The sequence below is a fragment of the Bacillus sp. FSL R5-0443 genome (assembly GCF_038608285.1).
Taxonomy (GTDB): Bacteria; Bacillota; Bacilli; order Bacillales; family Bacillaceae; genus Bacillus; species Bacillus velezensis.
Genome location: NZ_CP152013.1, coordinates 83404 through 98759, shown reverse-complemented (window position 1 = coordinate 98759; position 15356 = coordinate 83404). Strand labels below are relative to the sequence as shown.

Annotated in this window: 9 protein-coding genes, 9 tRNA genes and 4 rRNA genes; all 22 read right to left on the bottom strand. The window is 49.8% G+C overall.

The window, feature by feature from the left end:
• Positions 1–211: 211 nt before the first annotated feature.
• The 22 genes from NYE28_RS00550 to pabB all read right to left on the bottom strand — a co-directional run bounded on the left by NYE28_RS00550 (position 212) and on the right by pabB (position 15336).
• A 16S ribosomal RNA gene (locus NYE28_RS00550) occupies positions 212–1761 on the bottom strand.
• Positions 1762–1927: 166 nt separating this feature from the next.
• Positions 1928–2003 (bottom strand) — tRNA-Ala (locus NYE28_RS00545).
• 4 nt (positions 2004–2007) lie between these two features.
• A tRNA-Pro gene (locus NYE28_RS00540) sits at positions 2008–2084 on the bottom strand.
• A 16-nt stretch (positions 2085–2100) separates the two neighbouring features.
• Positions 2101–2177, bottom strand: a tRNA-Arg gene (locus NYE28_RS00535).
• Positions 2178–2188: 11 nt separating this feature from the next.
• A tRNA-Leu gene (locus tag NYE28_RS00530) sits at positions 2189–2274 on the bottom strand.
• Between the two features lie 14 nt (positions 2275–2288).
• Positions 2289–2363, bottom strand: a tRNA-Gly gene (locus NYE28_RS00525).
• 24 nt (positions 2364–2387) lie between these two features.
• Positions 2388–2469 (bottom strand) — tRNA-Leu (locus NYE28_RS00520).
• 6 nt (positions 2470–2475) lie between these two features.
• Positions 2476–2551: transfer RNA gene (locus NYE28_RS00515), tRNA-Lys, on the bottom strand.
• Between the two features lie 36 nt (positions 2552–2587).
• Positions 2588–2663: transfer RNA gene (locus tag NYE28_RS00510), tRNA-Thr, on the bottom strand.
• Positions 2664–2668: 5 nt separating this feature from the next.
• Positions 2669–2744: transfer RNA gene (locus NYE28_RS00505), tRNA-Val, on the bottom strand.
• Between the two features lie 23 nt (positions 2745–2767).
• Positions 2768–2883 (bottom strand): 5S ribosomal RNA (rrf, locus tag NYE28_RS00500).
• A gap of 50 nt (positions 2884–2933) precedes the next feature.
• Positions 2934–5863 (bottom strand): 23S ribosomal RNA (locus NYE28_RS00495).
• 233 nt (positions 5864–6096) lie between these two features.
• Positions 6097–7646: ribosomal RNA gene (locus tag NYE28_RS00490) — 16S ribosomal RNA — on the bottom strand.
• The 16S, 23S and 5S rRNA genes sit together here with 9 tRNA genes alongside, the layout of an rRNA operon.
• Positions 7647–7973: 327 nt before the next feature.
• A complete protein-coding gene (lysS, locus tag NYE28_RS00485; protein WP_014416740.1) occupies positions 7974–9473 on the bottom strand; it encodes a lysine--tRNA ligase in 1500 nt (499 codons plus the stop codon).
• Positions 9474–9562: 89 nt separating this feature from the next.
• Positions 9563–10564, bottom strand: a complete 1002-nt coding sequence (dusB, locus tag NYE28_RS00480; protein ID WP_007409948.1) for a tRNA dihydrouridine synthase DusB — start codon at positions 10562–10564, stop codon at positions 9563–9565.
• A gap of 21 nt (positions 10565–10585) precedes the next feature.
• Positions 10586–10795, bottom strand: a complete 210-nt coding sequence (locus NYE28_RS00475; protein WP_003150668.1) for a helix-turn-helix transcriptional regulator — start codon at positions 10793–10795, stop codon at positions 10586–10588.
• Positions 10747–11250 carry a 2-amino-4-hydroxy-6-hydroxymethyldihydropteridine diphosphokinase gene (gene folK / locus NYE28_RS00470; protein WP_007409947.1) on the bottom strand — a complete coding sequence of 168 codons (504 nt, stop codon included), beginning with the start codon at positions 11248–11250 and terminating at the stop codon, positions 10747–10749. The genes NYE28_RS00475 and folK overlap by 49 nt, the downstream gene beginning before the upstream one ends.
• Entirely contained in the window at positions 11247–11609 is a 363-nt protein-coding gene (gene folB, locus NYE28_RS00465; RefSeq protein ID WP_003150671.1) for a dihydroneopterin aldolase, read from the bottom strand. The genes folK and folB overlap by 4 nt, the downstream gene beginning before the upstream one ends.
• Positions 11602–12459 (bottom strand): dihydropteroate synthase, encoded by an 858-nt coding sequence (gene folP / locus NYE28_RS00460; protein WP_007409946.1) that lies wholly within the window; start codon positions 12457–12459, stop codon positions 11602–11604. The genes folB and folP overlap by 8 nt, the downstream gene beginning before the upstream one ends.
• Before the next feature lies 1 nt (position 12460).
• Complete coding sequence (gene pabC, locus NYE28_RS00455) at positions 12461–13324, bottom strand: aminodeoxychorismate lyase (RefSeq protein ID WP_160223399.1); 864 nt, start codon at positions 13322–13324, stop codon at positions 12461–12463.
• Positions 13321–13908 (bottom strand): aminodeoxychorismate/anthranilate synthase component II, encoded by a 588-nt coding sequence (pabA, locus tag NYE28_RS00450; RefSeq protein WP_160223398.1) that lies wholly within the window; start codon positions 13906–13908, stop codon positions 13321–13323. Before pabA ends, pabC begins: the two co-directional genes overlap by 4 nt.
• A gap of 15 nt (positions 13909–13923) precedes the next feature.
• Positions 13924–15336 carry an aminodeoxychorismate synthase, component I gene (gene pabB, locus NYE28_RS00445; protein WP_025284092.1) on the bottom strand — a complete coding sequence of 471 codons (1413 nt, stop codon included), beginning with the start codon at positions 15334–15336 and terminating at the stop codon, positions 13924–13926.
• Between the last annotated feature and the right edge of the window lie 20 nt (positions 15337–15356).

Below are 15356 nucleotides of genomic sequence, written 5' to 3'. Positions count from 1 at the left end.
TATCTTGCATTACTAATTGAATGTGAATTACTTCTGTTATCTAGTTTTCAAAGAACAACGCATAGGACATGCTAACACATGCGTTGCCACAGGAAGTGGCGCATTTAGCAGGTGTTCCTATGTTTTGAAGGAATGATCCTTCAAAACTAAACAAGACAGGGAACGTTCTGTTTATAAGACCCAAGGTCTTATATTCCGTTAAAATCCTTAGAAAGGAGGTGATCCAGCCGCACCTTCCGATACGGCTACCTTGTTACGACTTCACCCCAATCATCTGTCCCACCTTCGGCGGCTGGCTCCTAAAAGGTTACCTCACCGACTTCGGGTGTTACAAACTCTCGTGGTGTGACGGGCGGTGTGTACAAGGCCCGGGAACGTATTCACCGCGGCATGCTGATCCGCGATTACTAGCGATTCCAGCTTCACGCAGTCGAGTTGCAGACTGCGATCCGAACTGAGAACAGATTTGTGGGATTGGCTTAACCTCGCGGTTTCGCTGCCCTTTGTTCTGTCCATTGTAGCACGTGTGTAGCCCAGGTCATAAGGGGCATGATGATTTGACGTCATCCCCACCTTCCTCCGGTTTGTCACCGGCAGTCACCTTAGAGTGCCCAACTGAATGCTGGCAACTAAGATCAAGGGTTGCGCTCGTTGCGGGACTTAACCCAACATCTCACGACACGAGCTGACGACAACCATGCACCACCTGTCACTCTGCCCCCGAAGGGGACGTCCTATCTCTAGGATTGTCAGAGGATGTCAAGACCTGGTAAGGTTCTTCGCGTTGCTTCGAATTAAACCACATGCTCCACCGCTTGTGCGGGCCCCCGTCAATTCCTTTGAGTTTCAGTCTTGCGACCGTACTCCCCAGGCGGAGTGCTTAATGCGTTAGCTGCAGCACTAAGGGGCGGAAACCCCCTAACACTTAGCACTCATCGTTTACGGCGTGGACTACCAGGGTATCTAATCCTGTTCGCTCCCCACGCTTTCGCTCCTCAGCGTCAGTTACAGACCAGAGAGTCGCCTTCGCCACTGGTGTTCCTCCACATCTCTACGCATTTCACCGCTACACGTGGAATTCCACTCTCCTCTTCTGCACTCAAGTTCCCCAGTTTCCAATGACCCTCCCCGGTTGAGCCGGGGGCTTTCACATCAGACTTAAGAAACCGCCTGCGAGCCCTTTACGCCCAATAATTCCGGACAACGCTTGCCACCTACGTATTACCGCGGCTGCTGGCACGTAGTTAGCCGTGGCTTTCTGGTTAGGTACCGTCAAGGTGCCGCCCTATTTGAACGGCACTTGTTCTTCCCTAACAACAGAGCTTTACGATCCGAAAACCTTCATCACTCACGCGGCGTTGCTCCGTCAGACTTTCGTCCATTGCGGAAGATTCCCTACTGCTGCCTCCCGTAGGAGTCTGGGCCGTGTCTCAGTCCCAGTGTGGCCGATCACCCTCTCAGGTCGGCTACGCATCGTCGCCTTGGTGAGCCGTTACCTCACCAACTAGCTAATGCGCCGCGGGTCCATCTGTAAGTGGTAGCCGAAGCCACCTTTTATGTCTGAACCATGCGGTTCAGACAACCATCCGGTATTAGCCCCGGTTTCCCGGAGTTATCCCAGTCTTACAGGCAGGTTACCCACGTGTTACTCACCCGTCCGCCGCTAACATCAGGGAGCAAGCTCCCATCTGTCCGCTCGACTTGCATGTATTAGGCACGCCGCCAGCGTTCGTCCTGAGCCAGGATCAAACTCTCCGATAAAGTAGTTTGACTGACTACGCACATCGCTGTGCGATTTATTTAAAACTTTGAATTAACAGGTACGTTTTGTCTTGTTTAGTTTTCAAAGATCATTTTGTTCACTTTCTCAATCAACTTTTTAATTATATAATAAGTTTCTTTTAAAGTCAACATATTTTTTTATAAATGGTGGAGCCTAGCGGGATCGAACCGCTGACCTCCTGCGTGCAAAGCAGGCGCTCTCCCAGCTGAGCTAAGGCCCCGAAGTGGTCGGGAAGACAGGATTCGAACCTGCGACCCCATGGTCCCAAACCATGTGCTCTACCAAGCTGAGCTACTTCCCGATTTTCAAAAATATTATGGCGCGCCCGAGAGGAGTCGAACCCCTAACCTTTTGATCCGTAGTCAAACGCTCTATCCAATTGAGCTACGGGCGCATAATAATGAATGCCGAGGGCCGGACTTGAACCGGCACGGTAGTCACCTACCGCAGGATTTTAAGTCCTGTGTGTCTGCCAATTCCACCACCCCGGCGCGGATGGTATAGTTGGAGCGGAAGACGGGATTCGAACCCGCGACCCCCACCTTGGCAAGGTGGTGTTCTACCACTGAACTACTTCCGCATACAGGATAGTTATCCTGTATAATGCGGGTGAAGGGACTTGAACCCCCACGTCATAAGACACTAGATCCTAAGTCTAGCGCGTCTGCCAATTCCGCCACACCCGCGTAACATGGTGAGCCATGAAGGACTCGAACCTTCGACCCTCTGATTAAAAGTCAGATGCTCTACCAACTGAGCTAATGGCTCTTTTTAAAAGACTTATGTTATTATCTTGTCCAAAAATGGTGCCGGCCAGAGGACTTGAACCCCCAACCTACTGATTACAAGTCAGTTGCTCTACCAATTGAGCTAGGCCGGCAAATATGGTGGAGGATGACGGGCTCGAACCGCCGACCCTCTGCTTGTAAGGCAGATGCTCTCCCAGCTGAGCTAATCCTCCATATATTACACTTACGTGTAATAGCTTGGCGGCGTCCTACTCTCACAGGGGGAAACCCCCGACTACCATCGGCGCTGAAGAGCTTAACTTCCGTGTTCGGCATGGGAACGGGTGTGACCTCTTCGCTATCGCCACCAAACCATTGAGAGTGTTCTCTCAAAACTAGATAACAGTAAGCATACATTCAAATTGGTTAAGTCCTCGATCGATTAGTATCTGTCAGCTCCATGTGTCGCCACACTTCCACCTCAGACCTATCAACCTGATCATCTTTCAGGGATCTTACTTCCTTGCGGAATGGGAAATCTCATCTTGAGGGGGGCTTCATGCTTAGATGCTTTCAGCACTTATCCCGTCCGCACATAGCTACCCAGCGATGCCCTTGGCAGAACAACTGGTACACCAGCGGTGCGTCCATCCCGGTCCTCTCGTACTAAGGACAGCTCCTCTCAAATTTCCTGCGCCCGCGACGGATAGGGACCGAACTGTCTCACGACGTTCTGAACCCAGCTCGCGTACCGCTTTAATGGGCGAACAGCCCAACCCTTGGGACCGACTACAGCCCCAGGATGCGATGAGCCGACATCGAGGTGCCAAACCTCCCCGTCGATGTGGACTCTTGGGGGAGATAAGCCTGTTATCCCCGGGGTAGCTTTTATCCGTTGAGCGATGGCCCTTCCATGCGGAACCACCGGATCACTAAGCCCGACTTTCGTCCCTGCTCGACTTGTAGGTCTCGCAGTCAAGCTCCCTTGTGCCTTTACACTCTGCGAATGATTTCCAACCATTCTGAGGGAACCTTTGGGCGCCTCCGTTACCTTTTAGGAGGCGACCGCCCCAGTCAAACTGCCCACCTGACACTGTCTCCCCGCCCGATAAGGGCGGCGGGTTAGAAGGTCAATACAGCCAGGGTAGTATCCCACCGATGCCTCCACCGAAGCTGGCGCTCCGGTTTCCAAGGCTCCTACCTATCCTGTACAAGCTGTACCAACATTCAATATCAGGCTGCAGTAAAGCTCCACGGGGTCTTTCCGTCCTGTCGCGGGTAACCTGCATCTTCACAGGTACTATAATTTCACCGAGTCTCTCGTTGAGACAGTGCCCAGATCGTTGCGCCTTTCGTGCGGGTCGGAACTTACCCGACAAGGAATTTCGCTACCTTAGGACCGTTATAGTTACGGCCGCCGTTTACTGGGGCTTCAATTCGCACCTTCGCTTACGCTAAGCGCTCCTCTTAACCTTCCAGCACCGGGCAGGCGTCAGCCCCTATACTTCGCCTTACGGCTTCGCAGAGACCTGTGTTTTTGCTAAACAGTCGCCTGGGCCTATTCACTGCGGCTCTCTCGGGCTTGCACCCTAACAGAGCACCCCTTCTCCCGAAGTTACGGGGTCATTTTGCCGAGTTCCTTAACGAGAGTTCTCTCGATCACCTTAGGATTCTCTCCTCGCCTACCTGTGTCGGTTTGCGGTACGGGCACCTCTCACCTCGCTAGAGGCTTTTCTTGGCAGTGTGGAATCAGGAACTTCGCTACTATAATTCGCTCGCCATCACAGCTCAGCCTTCACGGGAAACGGATTTGCCTATTTCCCAGCCTAACTGCTTGGACGCGGATATCCAATACCGCGCTTACCCTATCCTCCTGCGTCCCCCCATTGCTCAAATGGTGAGGAGGTGGTACAGGAATATCAACCTGTTATCCATCGCCTACGCCTTTCGGCCTCGGCTTAGGTCCCGACTAACCCTGAGCGGACGAGCCTTCCTCAGGAAACCTTAGGCATTCGGTGGAGGGGATTCTCACCCCTCTTTCGCTACTCATACCGGCATTCTCACTTCTAAGCGCTCCACAAGTCCTTCCGGTCTTGCTTCACAGCCCTTAGAACGCTCTCCTACCACTGTTCGAAGAACAGTCCGCAGCTTCGGTGATACGTTTAGCCCCGGTACATTTTCGGCGCAGAGTCACTCGACCAGTGAGCTATTACGCACTCTTTAAATGGTGGCTGCTTCTAAGCCAACATCCTGGTTGTCTAAGCAACTCCACATCCTTTTCCACTTAACGTATACTTTGGGACCTTAGCTGGCGGTCTGGGCTGTTTCCCTTTCGACTACGGATCTTATCACTCGCAGTCTGACTCCCAAGGATAAGTCATCGGCATTCGGAGTTTGACTGAATTCGGTAACCCGGTAGGGGCCCCTAGTCCAATCAGTGCTCTACCTCCGAGACTCTTACCTTGAGGCTAGCCCTAAAGCTATTTCGGAGAGAACCAGCTATCTCCAGGTTCGATTGGCATTTCACCCCTACCCACACCTCATCCCCGCACTTTTCAACGTGCGTGGGTTCGGGCCTCCATTCAGTGTTACCTGAACTTCACCCTGGACATGGGTAGATCACCTGGTTTCGGGTCTACGACCACGTACTCAATTCGCCCTATTCAGACTCGCTTTCGCTGCGGCTCCGCATCTTCTGCTTAACCTTGCACGGGATCGTAACTCGCCGGTTCATTCTACAAAAGGCACGCCATCACCCGTTAACGGGCTCTGACTACTTGTAGGCACACGGTTTCAGGATCTCTTTCACTCCCCTTCCGGGGTGCTTTTCACCTTTCCCTCACGGTACTGGTTCACTATCGGTCACTAGGGAGTATTTAGCCTTGGGAGATGGTCCTCCCGGATTCCGACGGAATTTCACGTGTTCCGCCGTACTCAGGATCCACTCAGGAGAGAACGAAGTTTTGACTACAGGGCTGTTACCTCCTATGGCGGGCCTTTCCAGACCTCTTCATCTACCTCGTTCCTTTGTAACTCCGTACAGAGTGTCCTACAACCCCAAGAGGCAAGCCTCTTGGTTTGGGCTGGTCCCGTTTCGCTCGCCGCTACTCAGGGAATCGCATTTGCTTTCTCTTCCTCCGGGTACTTAGATGTTTCAGTTCCCCGGGTCTGCCTTCTCATATCCTATGTATTCAGATATGGATACCACTCCATTACGAGTGGTGGGTTTCCCCATTCGGAAATCTCCGGATCAAAGCTTGCTTACAGCTCCCCGAAGCATATCGGTGTTCGTCCCGTCCTTCATCGGCTCCTAGTGCCAAGGCATCCACCGTGCGCCCTTTCTAACTTAACCGTTAAAAAGAATCACTACGTGATATCTTGCATTACTAATTGAATGTGAATTACTTCTGTTATCTAGTTTTCAAAGAACAACGCATAGGACATGCTAACACATGCGTTGCCACAGGAAGTGGCGCATTTAGCAGGTGTTCCTATGTTTTGAAGGAATGATCCTTCAAAACTAAACAAGACAGGGAACGTTCTGTTTATAAGACCCAAGGTCTTATATTCCGTTAAAATCCTTAGAAAGGAGGTGATCCAGCCGCACCTTCCGATACGGCTACCTTGTTACGACTTCACCCCAATCATCTGTCCCACCTTCGGCGGCTGGCTCCTAAAAGGTTACCTCACCGACTTCGGGTGTTACAAACTCTCGTGGTGTGACGGGCGGTGTGTACAAGGCCCGGGAACGTATTCACCGCGGCATGCTGATCCGCGATTACTAGCGATTCCAGCTTCACGCAGTCGAGTTGCAGACTGCGATCCGAACTGAGAACAGATTTGTGGGATTGGCTTAACCTCGCGGTTTCGCTGCCCTTTGTTCTGTCCATTGTAGCACGTGTGTAGCCCAGGTCATAAGGGGCATGATGATTTGACGTCATCCCCACCTTCCTCCGGTTTGTCACCGGCAGTCACCTTAGAGTGCCCAACTGAATGCTGGCAACTAAGATCAAGGGTTGCGCTCGTTGCGGGACTTAACCCAACATCTCACGACACGAGCTGACGACAACCATGCACCACCTGTCACTCTGCCCCCGAAGGGGACGTCCTATCTCTAGGATTGTCAGAGGATGTCAAGACCTGGTAAGGTTCTTCGCGTTGCTTCGAATTAAACCACATGCTCCACCGCTTGTGCGGGCCCCCGTCAATTCCTTTGAGTTTCAGTCTTGCGACCGTACTCCCCAGGCGGAGTGCTTAATGCGTTAGCTGCAGCACTAAGGGGCGGAAACCCCCTAACACTTAGCACTCATCGTTTACGGCGTGGACTACCAGGGTATCTAATCCTGTTCGCTCCCCACGCTTTCGCTCCTCAGCGTCAGTTACAGACCAGAGAGTCGCCTTCGCCACTGGTGTTCCTCCACATCTCTACGCATTTCACCGCTACACGTGGAATTCCACTCTCCTCTTCTGCACTCAAGTTCCCCAGTTTCCAATGACCCTCCCCGGTTGAGCCGGGGGCTTTCACATCAGACTTAAGAAACCGCCTGCGAGCCCTTTACGCCCAATAATTCCGGACAACGCTTGCCACCTACGTATTACCGCGGCTGCTGGCACGTAGTTAGCCGTGGCTTTCTGGTTAGGTACCGTCAAGGTGCCGCCCTATTTGAACGGCACTTGTTCTTCCCTAACAACAGAGCTTTACGATCCGAAAACCTTCATCACTCACGCGGCGTTGCTCCGTCAGACTTTCGTCCATTGCGGAAGATTCCCTACTGCTGCCTCCCGTAGGAGTCTGGGCCGTGTCTCAGTCCCAGTGTGGCCGATCACCCTCTCAGGTCGGCTACGCATCGTCGCCTTGGTGAGCCGTTACCTCACCAACTAGCTAATGCGCCGCGGGTCCATCTGTAAGTGGTAGCCGAAGCCACCTTTTATGTCTGAACCATGCGGTTCAGACAACCATCCGGTATTAGCCCCGGTTTCCCGGAGTTATCCCAGTCTTACAGGCAGGTTACCCACGTGTTACTCACCCGTCCGCCGCTAACATCAGGGAGCAAGCTCCCATCTGTCCGCTCGACTTGCATGTATTAGGCACGCCGCCAGCGTTCGTCCTGAGCCAGGATCAAACTCTCCGATAAAGTAGTTTGACTGACTACGCACATCGCTGTGCGATTTATTTAAAACTTTGAATTAACAGGTACGTTTTGTCTTGTTTAGTTTTCAAAGATCATTTTGTCTTTCGTTCAAGCGACTTTATTATTATATCTTATCAATCTCTTGAAGTCAACAACTTTTTAAATTTCTTTTTTCGTCAGCGCCTTGTTTAGCGGCAACGAATAATAATATACCACCTCACAAATAATAGTGCAATAGTTTTTTAAAAGAAAATCAAAAAAGTTTCACGAGCGGCTTGTTTCTAAAAAAGCGCCGTACTGCGATAAGCAGAAACGGCGCCTTCCCTTTTATTATCGTTGTCTCATTTGAGGGAATAATAAAACGTCTCTGATAGACGGAGCATTTGTTAACAGCATGACAAGGCGGTCGATACCGATACCCAATCCCCCGGTCGGCGGCATGCCGTATTCAAGAGCTTCAACGAAGTCTTCATCCATCATATGCGCTTCATCGTTTCCTTCTTCTCTTTCTTTTAACTGCGCTTCAAAGCGTTCCCTCTGGTCAATAGGGTCATTCAGCTCCGTAAACGCATTAGCGTGCTCACGGCCGACGATAAACAGTTCAAAACGGTCTGTAAAGCGAGGGTCCTCCGGATTTTTCTTAGCAAGAGGAGAAATCTCTACAGGGTGGCCGTAAATAAATGTAGGCTGAATGAGTGTTTCTTCAATTTTTTGTTCGAAGAATTCATTGATGATATGACCCACCGTCATTGAGTTTGTGATCTCGATACCATGCTCTTTTGCATGACCGCGCGCTTCTTCAACAGTCATCTCATTCCAGAAATCTACACCCGTCGCTTCTTTGACCGCATCTACCATGTGGAGTCGTTTCCATTCAGGTTTCAGATCAATCTGCTCTTCGCCGTACTGGATTGTGGTGCTTCCAAGCACTTCCTGCGCAATATGTGCTACGAGGTTTTCCGTAAGACTCATAATATCTTTATAATCGGCGTACGCTTCATACAGCTCGATCATCGTGAATTCAGGGTTATGGCGTGTAGAAACACCTTCGTTACGGAACACGCGGCCGATTTCGTAGACTTTTTCCAATCCGCCGACAATCAGGCGTTTCAGGTGCAGTTCAATCGCAATACGCATATAAAGAGGCATGTCGAGCGCGTTATGGTGCGTGATGAACGGGCGTGCAGACGCTCCTCCCGGTATACTGTGCATCGTAGGTGTTTCAACTTCTAAGTATCCATGGTCATCTAAGTATCTTCTCATCGCTTGGATGATTTTGCTGCGTGTGATAAACGTTTGTTTGCTGTCAGGGTTTACGATGAGATCGAGATAGCGCTGGCGGTAACGCTGTTCAACGTCTTTTAACCCATGATATTTATCAGGAAGAGGACGCAGTGCTTTTGTCAGCAGTTCAAAAGATGTCGCTTTGACAGAAAGCTCGCCTACGTTTGTTTTGAAAACTTTCCCCGTGATGCCGATAACGTCTCCGAGGTCTGAAGATTTAAAGATTTCATATTGTTCTTCGCCGACACTGTCTTTTCTTACGTAAATTTGAATTTGACCTTCTAAGTCCTGCAGATGCGCAAAGCCGGCTTTCCCTTTTCCGCGCTTTGTCATCATACGGCCTGCAATGGTCACTTCGATCGCTTTTTCTTCCAGTTCTTCTTTAGAAAGCTCCTGGTAGGCGTCAATGATCTGTTGAGATTGATGCGTTCTCTCGAAACGTTCGCCGAAAGGGTCAATGCCGTTTTCTCTCAGCTGGTTCATTTTATCTCGTCTGACTTGCAGCTGGTCGTTCAATTCCTCATGATTTTGCTCTTCTTGACTCATTGGTATCACTCCGTTACATTTTGATTTCACGAAAAAGCAGAAAAACTGCCAGCGGTAAGCTGGCAGTGAGCAGCAATAGAGGGTGTATATTAACCTACTTTTGCATCTTGAAGCTCTTTTGCCTCTGCTTCGGCGGTAAATGCATCTAAAAGCTGCACAACTTCTTCACGCGTCTCACATTGGTTAATTTCGTTGCGTACATTCGCATTGCCTCTGACACCTTTCAGGTACCAGGCAGCGTGTTTTCTCATTTCTCTGACTGCCACATTTTCGCCTTTTAACTTAATCAGGCGGTCTAAGTGCAGTTTGCATACTGACATTTTTTCACGGACTTTCGGTTCGTCTTTTAACTCGCCGGTTTCAAGGTAGTGCACCGTACGGTAAATCATCCACGGGTTGCCGAGTGCGGCCCGGCCGATCATGACGCCGTCAACTCCTGTTTCCTCAAGCATGCGTTTCGCGTCCTGAGGCGTTTTGACATCACCGTTTCCGATGACGGGAATGGAGACGGATTGCTTCACTTCTTTAATGATATCCCAGTTCGCAGTGCCTTCATACATTTGCACTCTTGTGCGTCCGTGCAGGGCAACGGCTTTTCCGCCGGCACGTTCAACGGCTTGGGCATTTTTCACCGCATAAATGTGCTCTTCATCCCAACCCATTCTCATCTTCACTGTAACCGGCTTATCAACAGCATCTACTACTGCGGATACCATTTCATAAATCTTATCGGGATCGAGGAGCCATTTGGCGCCCGCATCACATTTTGTAATCTTGGGTACGGGACATCCCATGTTAATATCAATAATATCAGCAGTCGTGTTTTGATCTACAAACTTCGCCGCTTCCACAAGGGTTTCCTTTTTTCCTCCAAAAATCTGAAGGCTGAGCGGTTTTTCACGTTCATCAATGTAAAGCATCCCCATTGTTCTGGCGTTATTGTAAAGAATCGCTTTGTCACTGACCATTTCAGCGCATACCAATCCGGCTCCGAATTCCTTTACAGTCAATCTGAACGCTGAGTTGCAGACACCGGCCATAGGGGCAAGCACAACCCGGTTTTTCAATTGAATATCACCGATTTTAAACATTTTTCCCCTCCTTTCATTTGTCTATTTTTCAGGCGGGGCCAATTCGTCCGCACTTATATTTAAAACATCTGCCGCATCTTGAATGATGGCATCTGATGGCAATCGGTTTCCGCGTTCAATTTCACCGACAATAGAAACTGATATACCTAATGCTTTTGCAAATCCTTCTTGAGTATAACCTTTCAGCTTTCTGAATGCACGAATTCGCCTACCCCAGATTTCTGCTTCCATACTCTTACACCTTCTTGGTTTGTTTCAGCGCTTATCGTGATATGATCCGCCTGCGGGCATATTTCTTTTAACGGCGCAAGGACAAATAAGCGCTCATACATTCTCGGATGCGGAACAATCAGCCGCTCTGTTTCAATATTTTCACGATTATACAGCAAAATGTCAAGGTCTGCCGTCCGCGGTCCCCAGCGAATCTCTCTCGTTCTGCCTAATTCAGCTTCAATGCTCTGCGTTACATCAAGAAGTTCAAAAGGAGATAACGACGTTTTCACTTCAACCGCCATATTAAGAAACTGATCTTGATCCTCATAGCCGACGGGATCTGTTTCATATATGGAGGACACCTTTGACACCGTCACGCCATGATGCCGGCTGAGCATGGCCACTGCCTGACGCAAATAATGTTCACGGTCGCCCATATTGGAGCCGAGGCCGATATATGCCGTATTGTTCATGATTTCTTTCTCGTCATTTCTATGGCTACTGATTTATAATGGCCGGGAATCGGCGGGTCAGGCTTAACAACCTTTACCGTACATTGCTGCACCGGCTCAAATTTCTCAAGGACGGTGTCTGCGATCCGTTCCGCAAGGGTCTCGACCAAATTAACGGGCTCGCCCTCAACGATGCCGCGGCAGACACTGTACAATTCCGCATAGTTAATGGTATAAGAAAGGTCATCCGTTTTTCCCGCTTTGCTCAAATCCAGTTCGGCAGTCAGGTCTACTTTGAAGCGCTGGCCGAGTTTGTTTTCTTCTTCGAACACGCCGTGATATCCGTAAAACTCCATACCTTCCACATATACTTTATCCATAATGTACGCCTCCTTTGTTCAACATAGCATCCATCATCTTCGTCATTCTTGCGATCTCTTTGACATCGTGCACCCTCACAATGTCGCAGCCTTTTTGGACGCCAAGGCATACTGTCGCTCCCGTTCCCTCGGCACGTTCTTCAGGGGGAAGGTCAAGCACACGGCCGATGAACCTTTTTCTCGATGTCGCCAGGAGCAGCGGATAACCTAACCCGCTGAACACCTCCAGCTTGTTCATGACAGCCAGATTGTCCTCATAGTTTTTCGCAAAGCCGATCCCCGGATCCAGAATCATATTTTCATCTGTGACGCCGGCTTCTGCGGCAATTTTTACGCTTTCCATCAAGTCTGCAAGCATATCAGGAATAAGATCGTTGTAGTTTCTTTCCATGCGGTTATGCATTAAGATAATCGGAACCCCGTGTGCGGCGGCTACTGACGCCATGTCAGGATCACCTTTCGCCCCCCAGATGTCATTAAGGATAGAGGCTCCCGCTTTGACCGCTTCGTCTGCCACGGACGCTTTGTACGTATCGATTGAAAGCGGAATGTCCAGCTCGCTTGTGATCCGCTCTATGACGGGGATGACTCGTGACATTTCCTCATCAGCCGACACGAGTGATGCGCCGGGTCTTGTCGATTCGCCGCCGATATCTATGATATGCGCCCCTTCTTCAGCCATCTTCGCCGCATGCAGAAGCGCCCTTTCCGTACTGTCGTATTTGCCGCCGTCAGAGAAGGAGTCTGGCGTTACATTTAATATCCCCATAACGAGCGTCTTCTCTTTATAGGAAAGAGCGCCTTTTTTTGTATGAATCAGTTTAGGCTGTTCAATTGTTTGCTGCGCCATTTTATTCCTCCTCCTGTACATTCATTTTGTTTATTTCCTGCTGATACTGATTACGGAGCAATTGCACCGTTTTTCCGCTCACTCCGGGCAGCGGCACTTCCTCTATTTTAGAAAACGGGATGATTTCAAGCACGGAGTTTGTCAACCATGCTTCATCCGCTTCAAGCATTGATTGAAAACGGAATCGGCCTTCGGTGACTTCTGTCCCCTGCCGTTTCAATTCATCAATGACAAACTGTCTCGTTACACCATCGAGAATTCCCGTATCCAAGGATGGCGTAAAGACCTTGTCTCCTTTTCGCCAAAACACGTTGGAGACAATGCCTTCCGCGACATCTCCTTCTCCGGTCAGGAAAATGCCTTCAAGATTGGGATCATTCCCGATCTCCCGTTTAGCATACATGTTGTTTAAATAGTGATGGGATTTTAACCGGAAATATCCTTCAGGCGTATTTCTCCTGATAGAGAGAAGCTTGCCTTCTTTTTGAACAGGCAGAGTTTCCGGATTGAGCCGGTTGACGAAACAAAGGACGGTCGGCTTTTCATAAGTCTGCGCGGCAAACCCTTTATCGCTGACGCCTGCCGAGATGTTAAGCCGGACACGCGCGCTGCCGTCCTTGATGTCATTGAGGAGCAACAGTCTCCGAAGCATATCAAGCAGCTCCTGTTTGTTCACCTCATATGCAATCTGCAGATCCCGAAGCGCCCTGTTGAGCCTGGCGACATGCGCATCCGGCAGAAACGGCCGGCCGCTGTAAAGCCTGAACGTCTCGAACGCGCCGATCCCGTACAGATAACCATGGTCAAAAGGAGAAAGCGCCGCTTCTTTCTCCTCTATATATTGACCATTCAAATATATAATCACACCGGCACTTCCTTTTTGCGGTGTGTCTCTATAAAGTTTCTGAGCATCTCTTTGCCGAAGGAGGTCATGATGGATTCCGGATGGAACTGAACACCTTCAACAGGCAGCTCATTATGGCGGATTGCCATAATTTCTCCTTCTTTGGTTTGAGCGGATACCGTAAAACAATCCGGCAGCGTGTCCGCTTTGACAATAAGTGAATGGTACCGGGTGGCGACAAGCGGATTTTGCAGCCCTTTAAAAATCGTCTGTCCGTCATGCATAACTTCTGACGTTTTGCCGTGCATGAGCCGCTCCGCTCTGACGACGTCGCCGCCGAATACTTGCGCAATCGACTGATGTCCGAGACATACGCCGAAAATAGGGATACTGCCGGCAAAATGTTTGATCGCTTCGAGGCTGATCCCCGCTTCATCAGGACTGCACGGCCCGGGTGAAATCATTAAGAAATCCGGTGCCAGCTCTTCAATTTGCTCAATTGTAATCTCGTCATTCCGTCTGACGATCAGTTCCTCCCCGAGCTCACCCAAATATTGAACCAAGTTGTACGTAAATGAATCATAATTGTCAATCATTAAAATCATCTCTGCTCACCTCGTCTAATTTTTTGTCTCTTCTTCGCTCAGCTCTAACGCCTTTTTCATTGCAAAAGCTTTTTTGAACGATTCCTTGTATTCATGCTTCGGAACCGAATCAATGACCACTCCTGCTCCGGACTGCATGAAAGCATGTCCGCCGGCTGCATAGATCGTCCGGATCACAATGTTAAACTGCAAATCTCCGTTGAATCCGAACCAGCCTATAGATCCAGTATAAAGCCCTCGTCTTGTCGGCTCAAGCTCTTCTATAATTTCCATCGTTCTCACTTTGGGCGCTCCCGTGATGGTGCCCCCCGGGAAAACCGCATGAATAATGTCTGTCGCGTCATATCCGTCCTGCAGTTCCCCCTGTACGTTTGACACGATATGCATGACGTGGGAATACTTTTCGATCGCCATAAATTCGTTAACCCGCACGGAGCCGTAGCGCGATACGCGCCCGAGATCATTGCGCTCAAGATCAACAAGCATGACGTGTTCCGCACGTTCTTTTTCGTTGTGAATTAATTCATCAGCCAAAGCCTTGTCTTCAGCATCGTCTTTTCCTCTTGAACGCGTACCCGCGATCGGTCTCGTTTCAAGCTTCTTCCCCTTCTTTGTCACCAATAGCTCCGGCGACCCGCATATCACTTGAAACCCCGGTGTCTCGAGATAGGCCATGTAAGGAGACGGATTGACGTTTCTCAAGTGTTTATACACCTCATACGGATGAACGGATAAGGACTGAGACTGCCTGATGGACAAATTAACCTGGAACACATCGCCGCTCGCGATATATTGTTTAATTTGTTCTACAGCCTGTGAAAATCCTTCCTCAGTGAACGGAGCGGCGTACGATCCGTCCCCATTCCGATTCAGCGGTGAAAAAGGCTCGTCCGCCGTTTGAAGGGAACACCACATGTCCTCTAAGCGGGACAGCTTTTCTTCCGCAAGATCCGCTTCTTCCGCTTCAGTATGGGTAATGAGCCATAACGCCTCTTCCTCATGGTCATAAACGGCCACATCATCAAAAACAAGAAAGTAAATATCAGGTGTTTCCAGATCATCTAACGACAGCATCTTAAAATTCTCAATATATCGGGCGTAGTCGTAACTGATAAAACCAATCGCACCGCCTTGAAAGTCCGGAAACTCAACGTTTGTTTCCGTTCCGAGCGTTCCAAACCATTCATGAAAGGCCCGCAGCGGGTCACCTTCTTTAAACAGTGTTTCCCCCTCATGCTTGATCGTTGTAATTCCGTCTTTCCCTCTGACGGACGCAATCGGATCTAGACCGGCTATACTGAATCTTCCCCCTCTCGCGCTTTCGAGCAGAACATGCCGTTTTCTCGATTTCGAAAGGTTTTCATATCGCTGTAAAAATGCTTGTTTCGTAAAAGGTATTTTTCTTCCTGCCGGTCTGCGTTGTGCCATCATATCAATCCTCTGCTTCG

What these genes read in the sequence shown, in the direction of transcription:
- lysS (WP_014416740.1), bottom strand. Translation starts at nt 9,473, where the DNA reads ATGAGTCAAGAAGAGCAAAATCATGAGGAATTGAACGACCAGCTGCAA.
- dusB (WP_007409948.1), bottom strand. Translation starts at nt 10,564, where the DNA reads ATGTTTAAAATCGGTGATATTCAATTGAAAAACCGGGTTGTGCTTGCC.
- NYE28_RS00475 (WP_003150668.1), bottom strand. Translation starts at nt 10,795, where the DNA reads ATGGAAGCAGAAATCTGGGGTAGGCGAATTCGTGCATTCAGAAAGCTG.
- folK (WP_007409947.1), bottom strand. Translation starts at nt 11,250, where the DNA reads ATGAACAATACGGCATATATCGGCCTCGGCTCCAATATGGGCGACCGT.
- folB (WP_003150671.1), bottom strand. Translation starts at nt 11,609, where the DNA reads ATGGATAAAGTATATGTGGAAGGTATGGAGTTTTACGGATATCACGGC.
- folP (WP_007409946.1), bottom strand. Translation starts at nt 12,459, where the DNA reads ATGGCGCAGCAAACAATTGAACAGCCTAAACTGATTCATACAAAAAAA.
- pabA (WP_160223398.1), bottom strand. Translation starts at nt 13,908, where the DNA reads ATGATTTTAATGATTGACAATTATGATTCATTTACGTACAACTTGGTT.
- pabB (WP_025284092.1), bottom strand. Translation starts at nt 15,336, where the DNA reads ATGGCACAACGCAGACCGGCAGGAAGAAAAATACCTTTTACGAAACAA.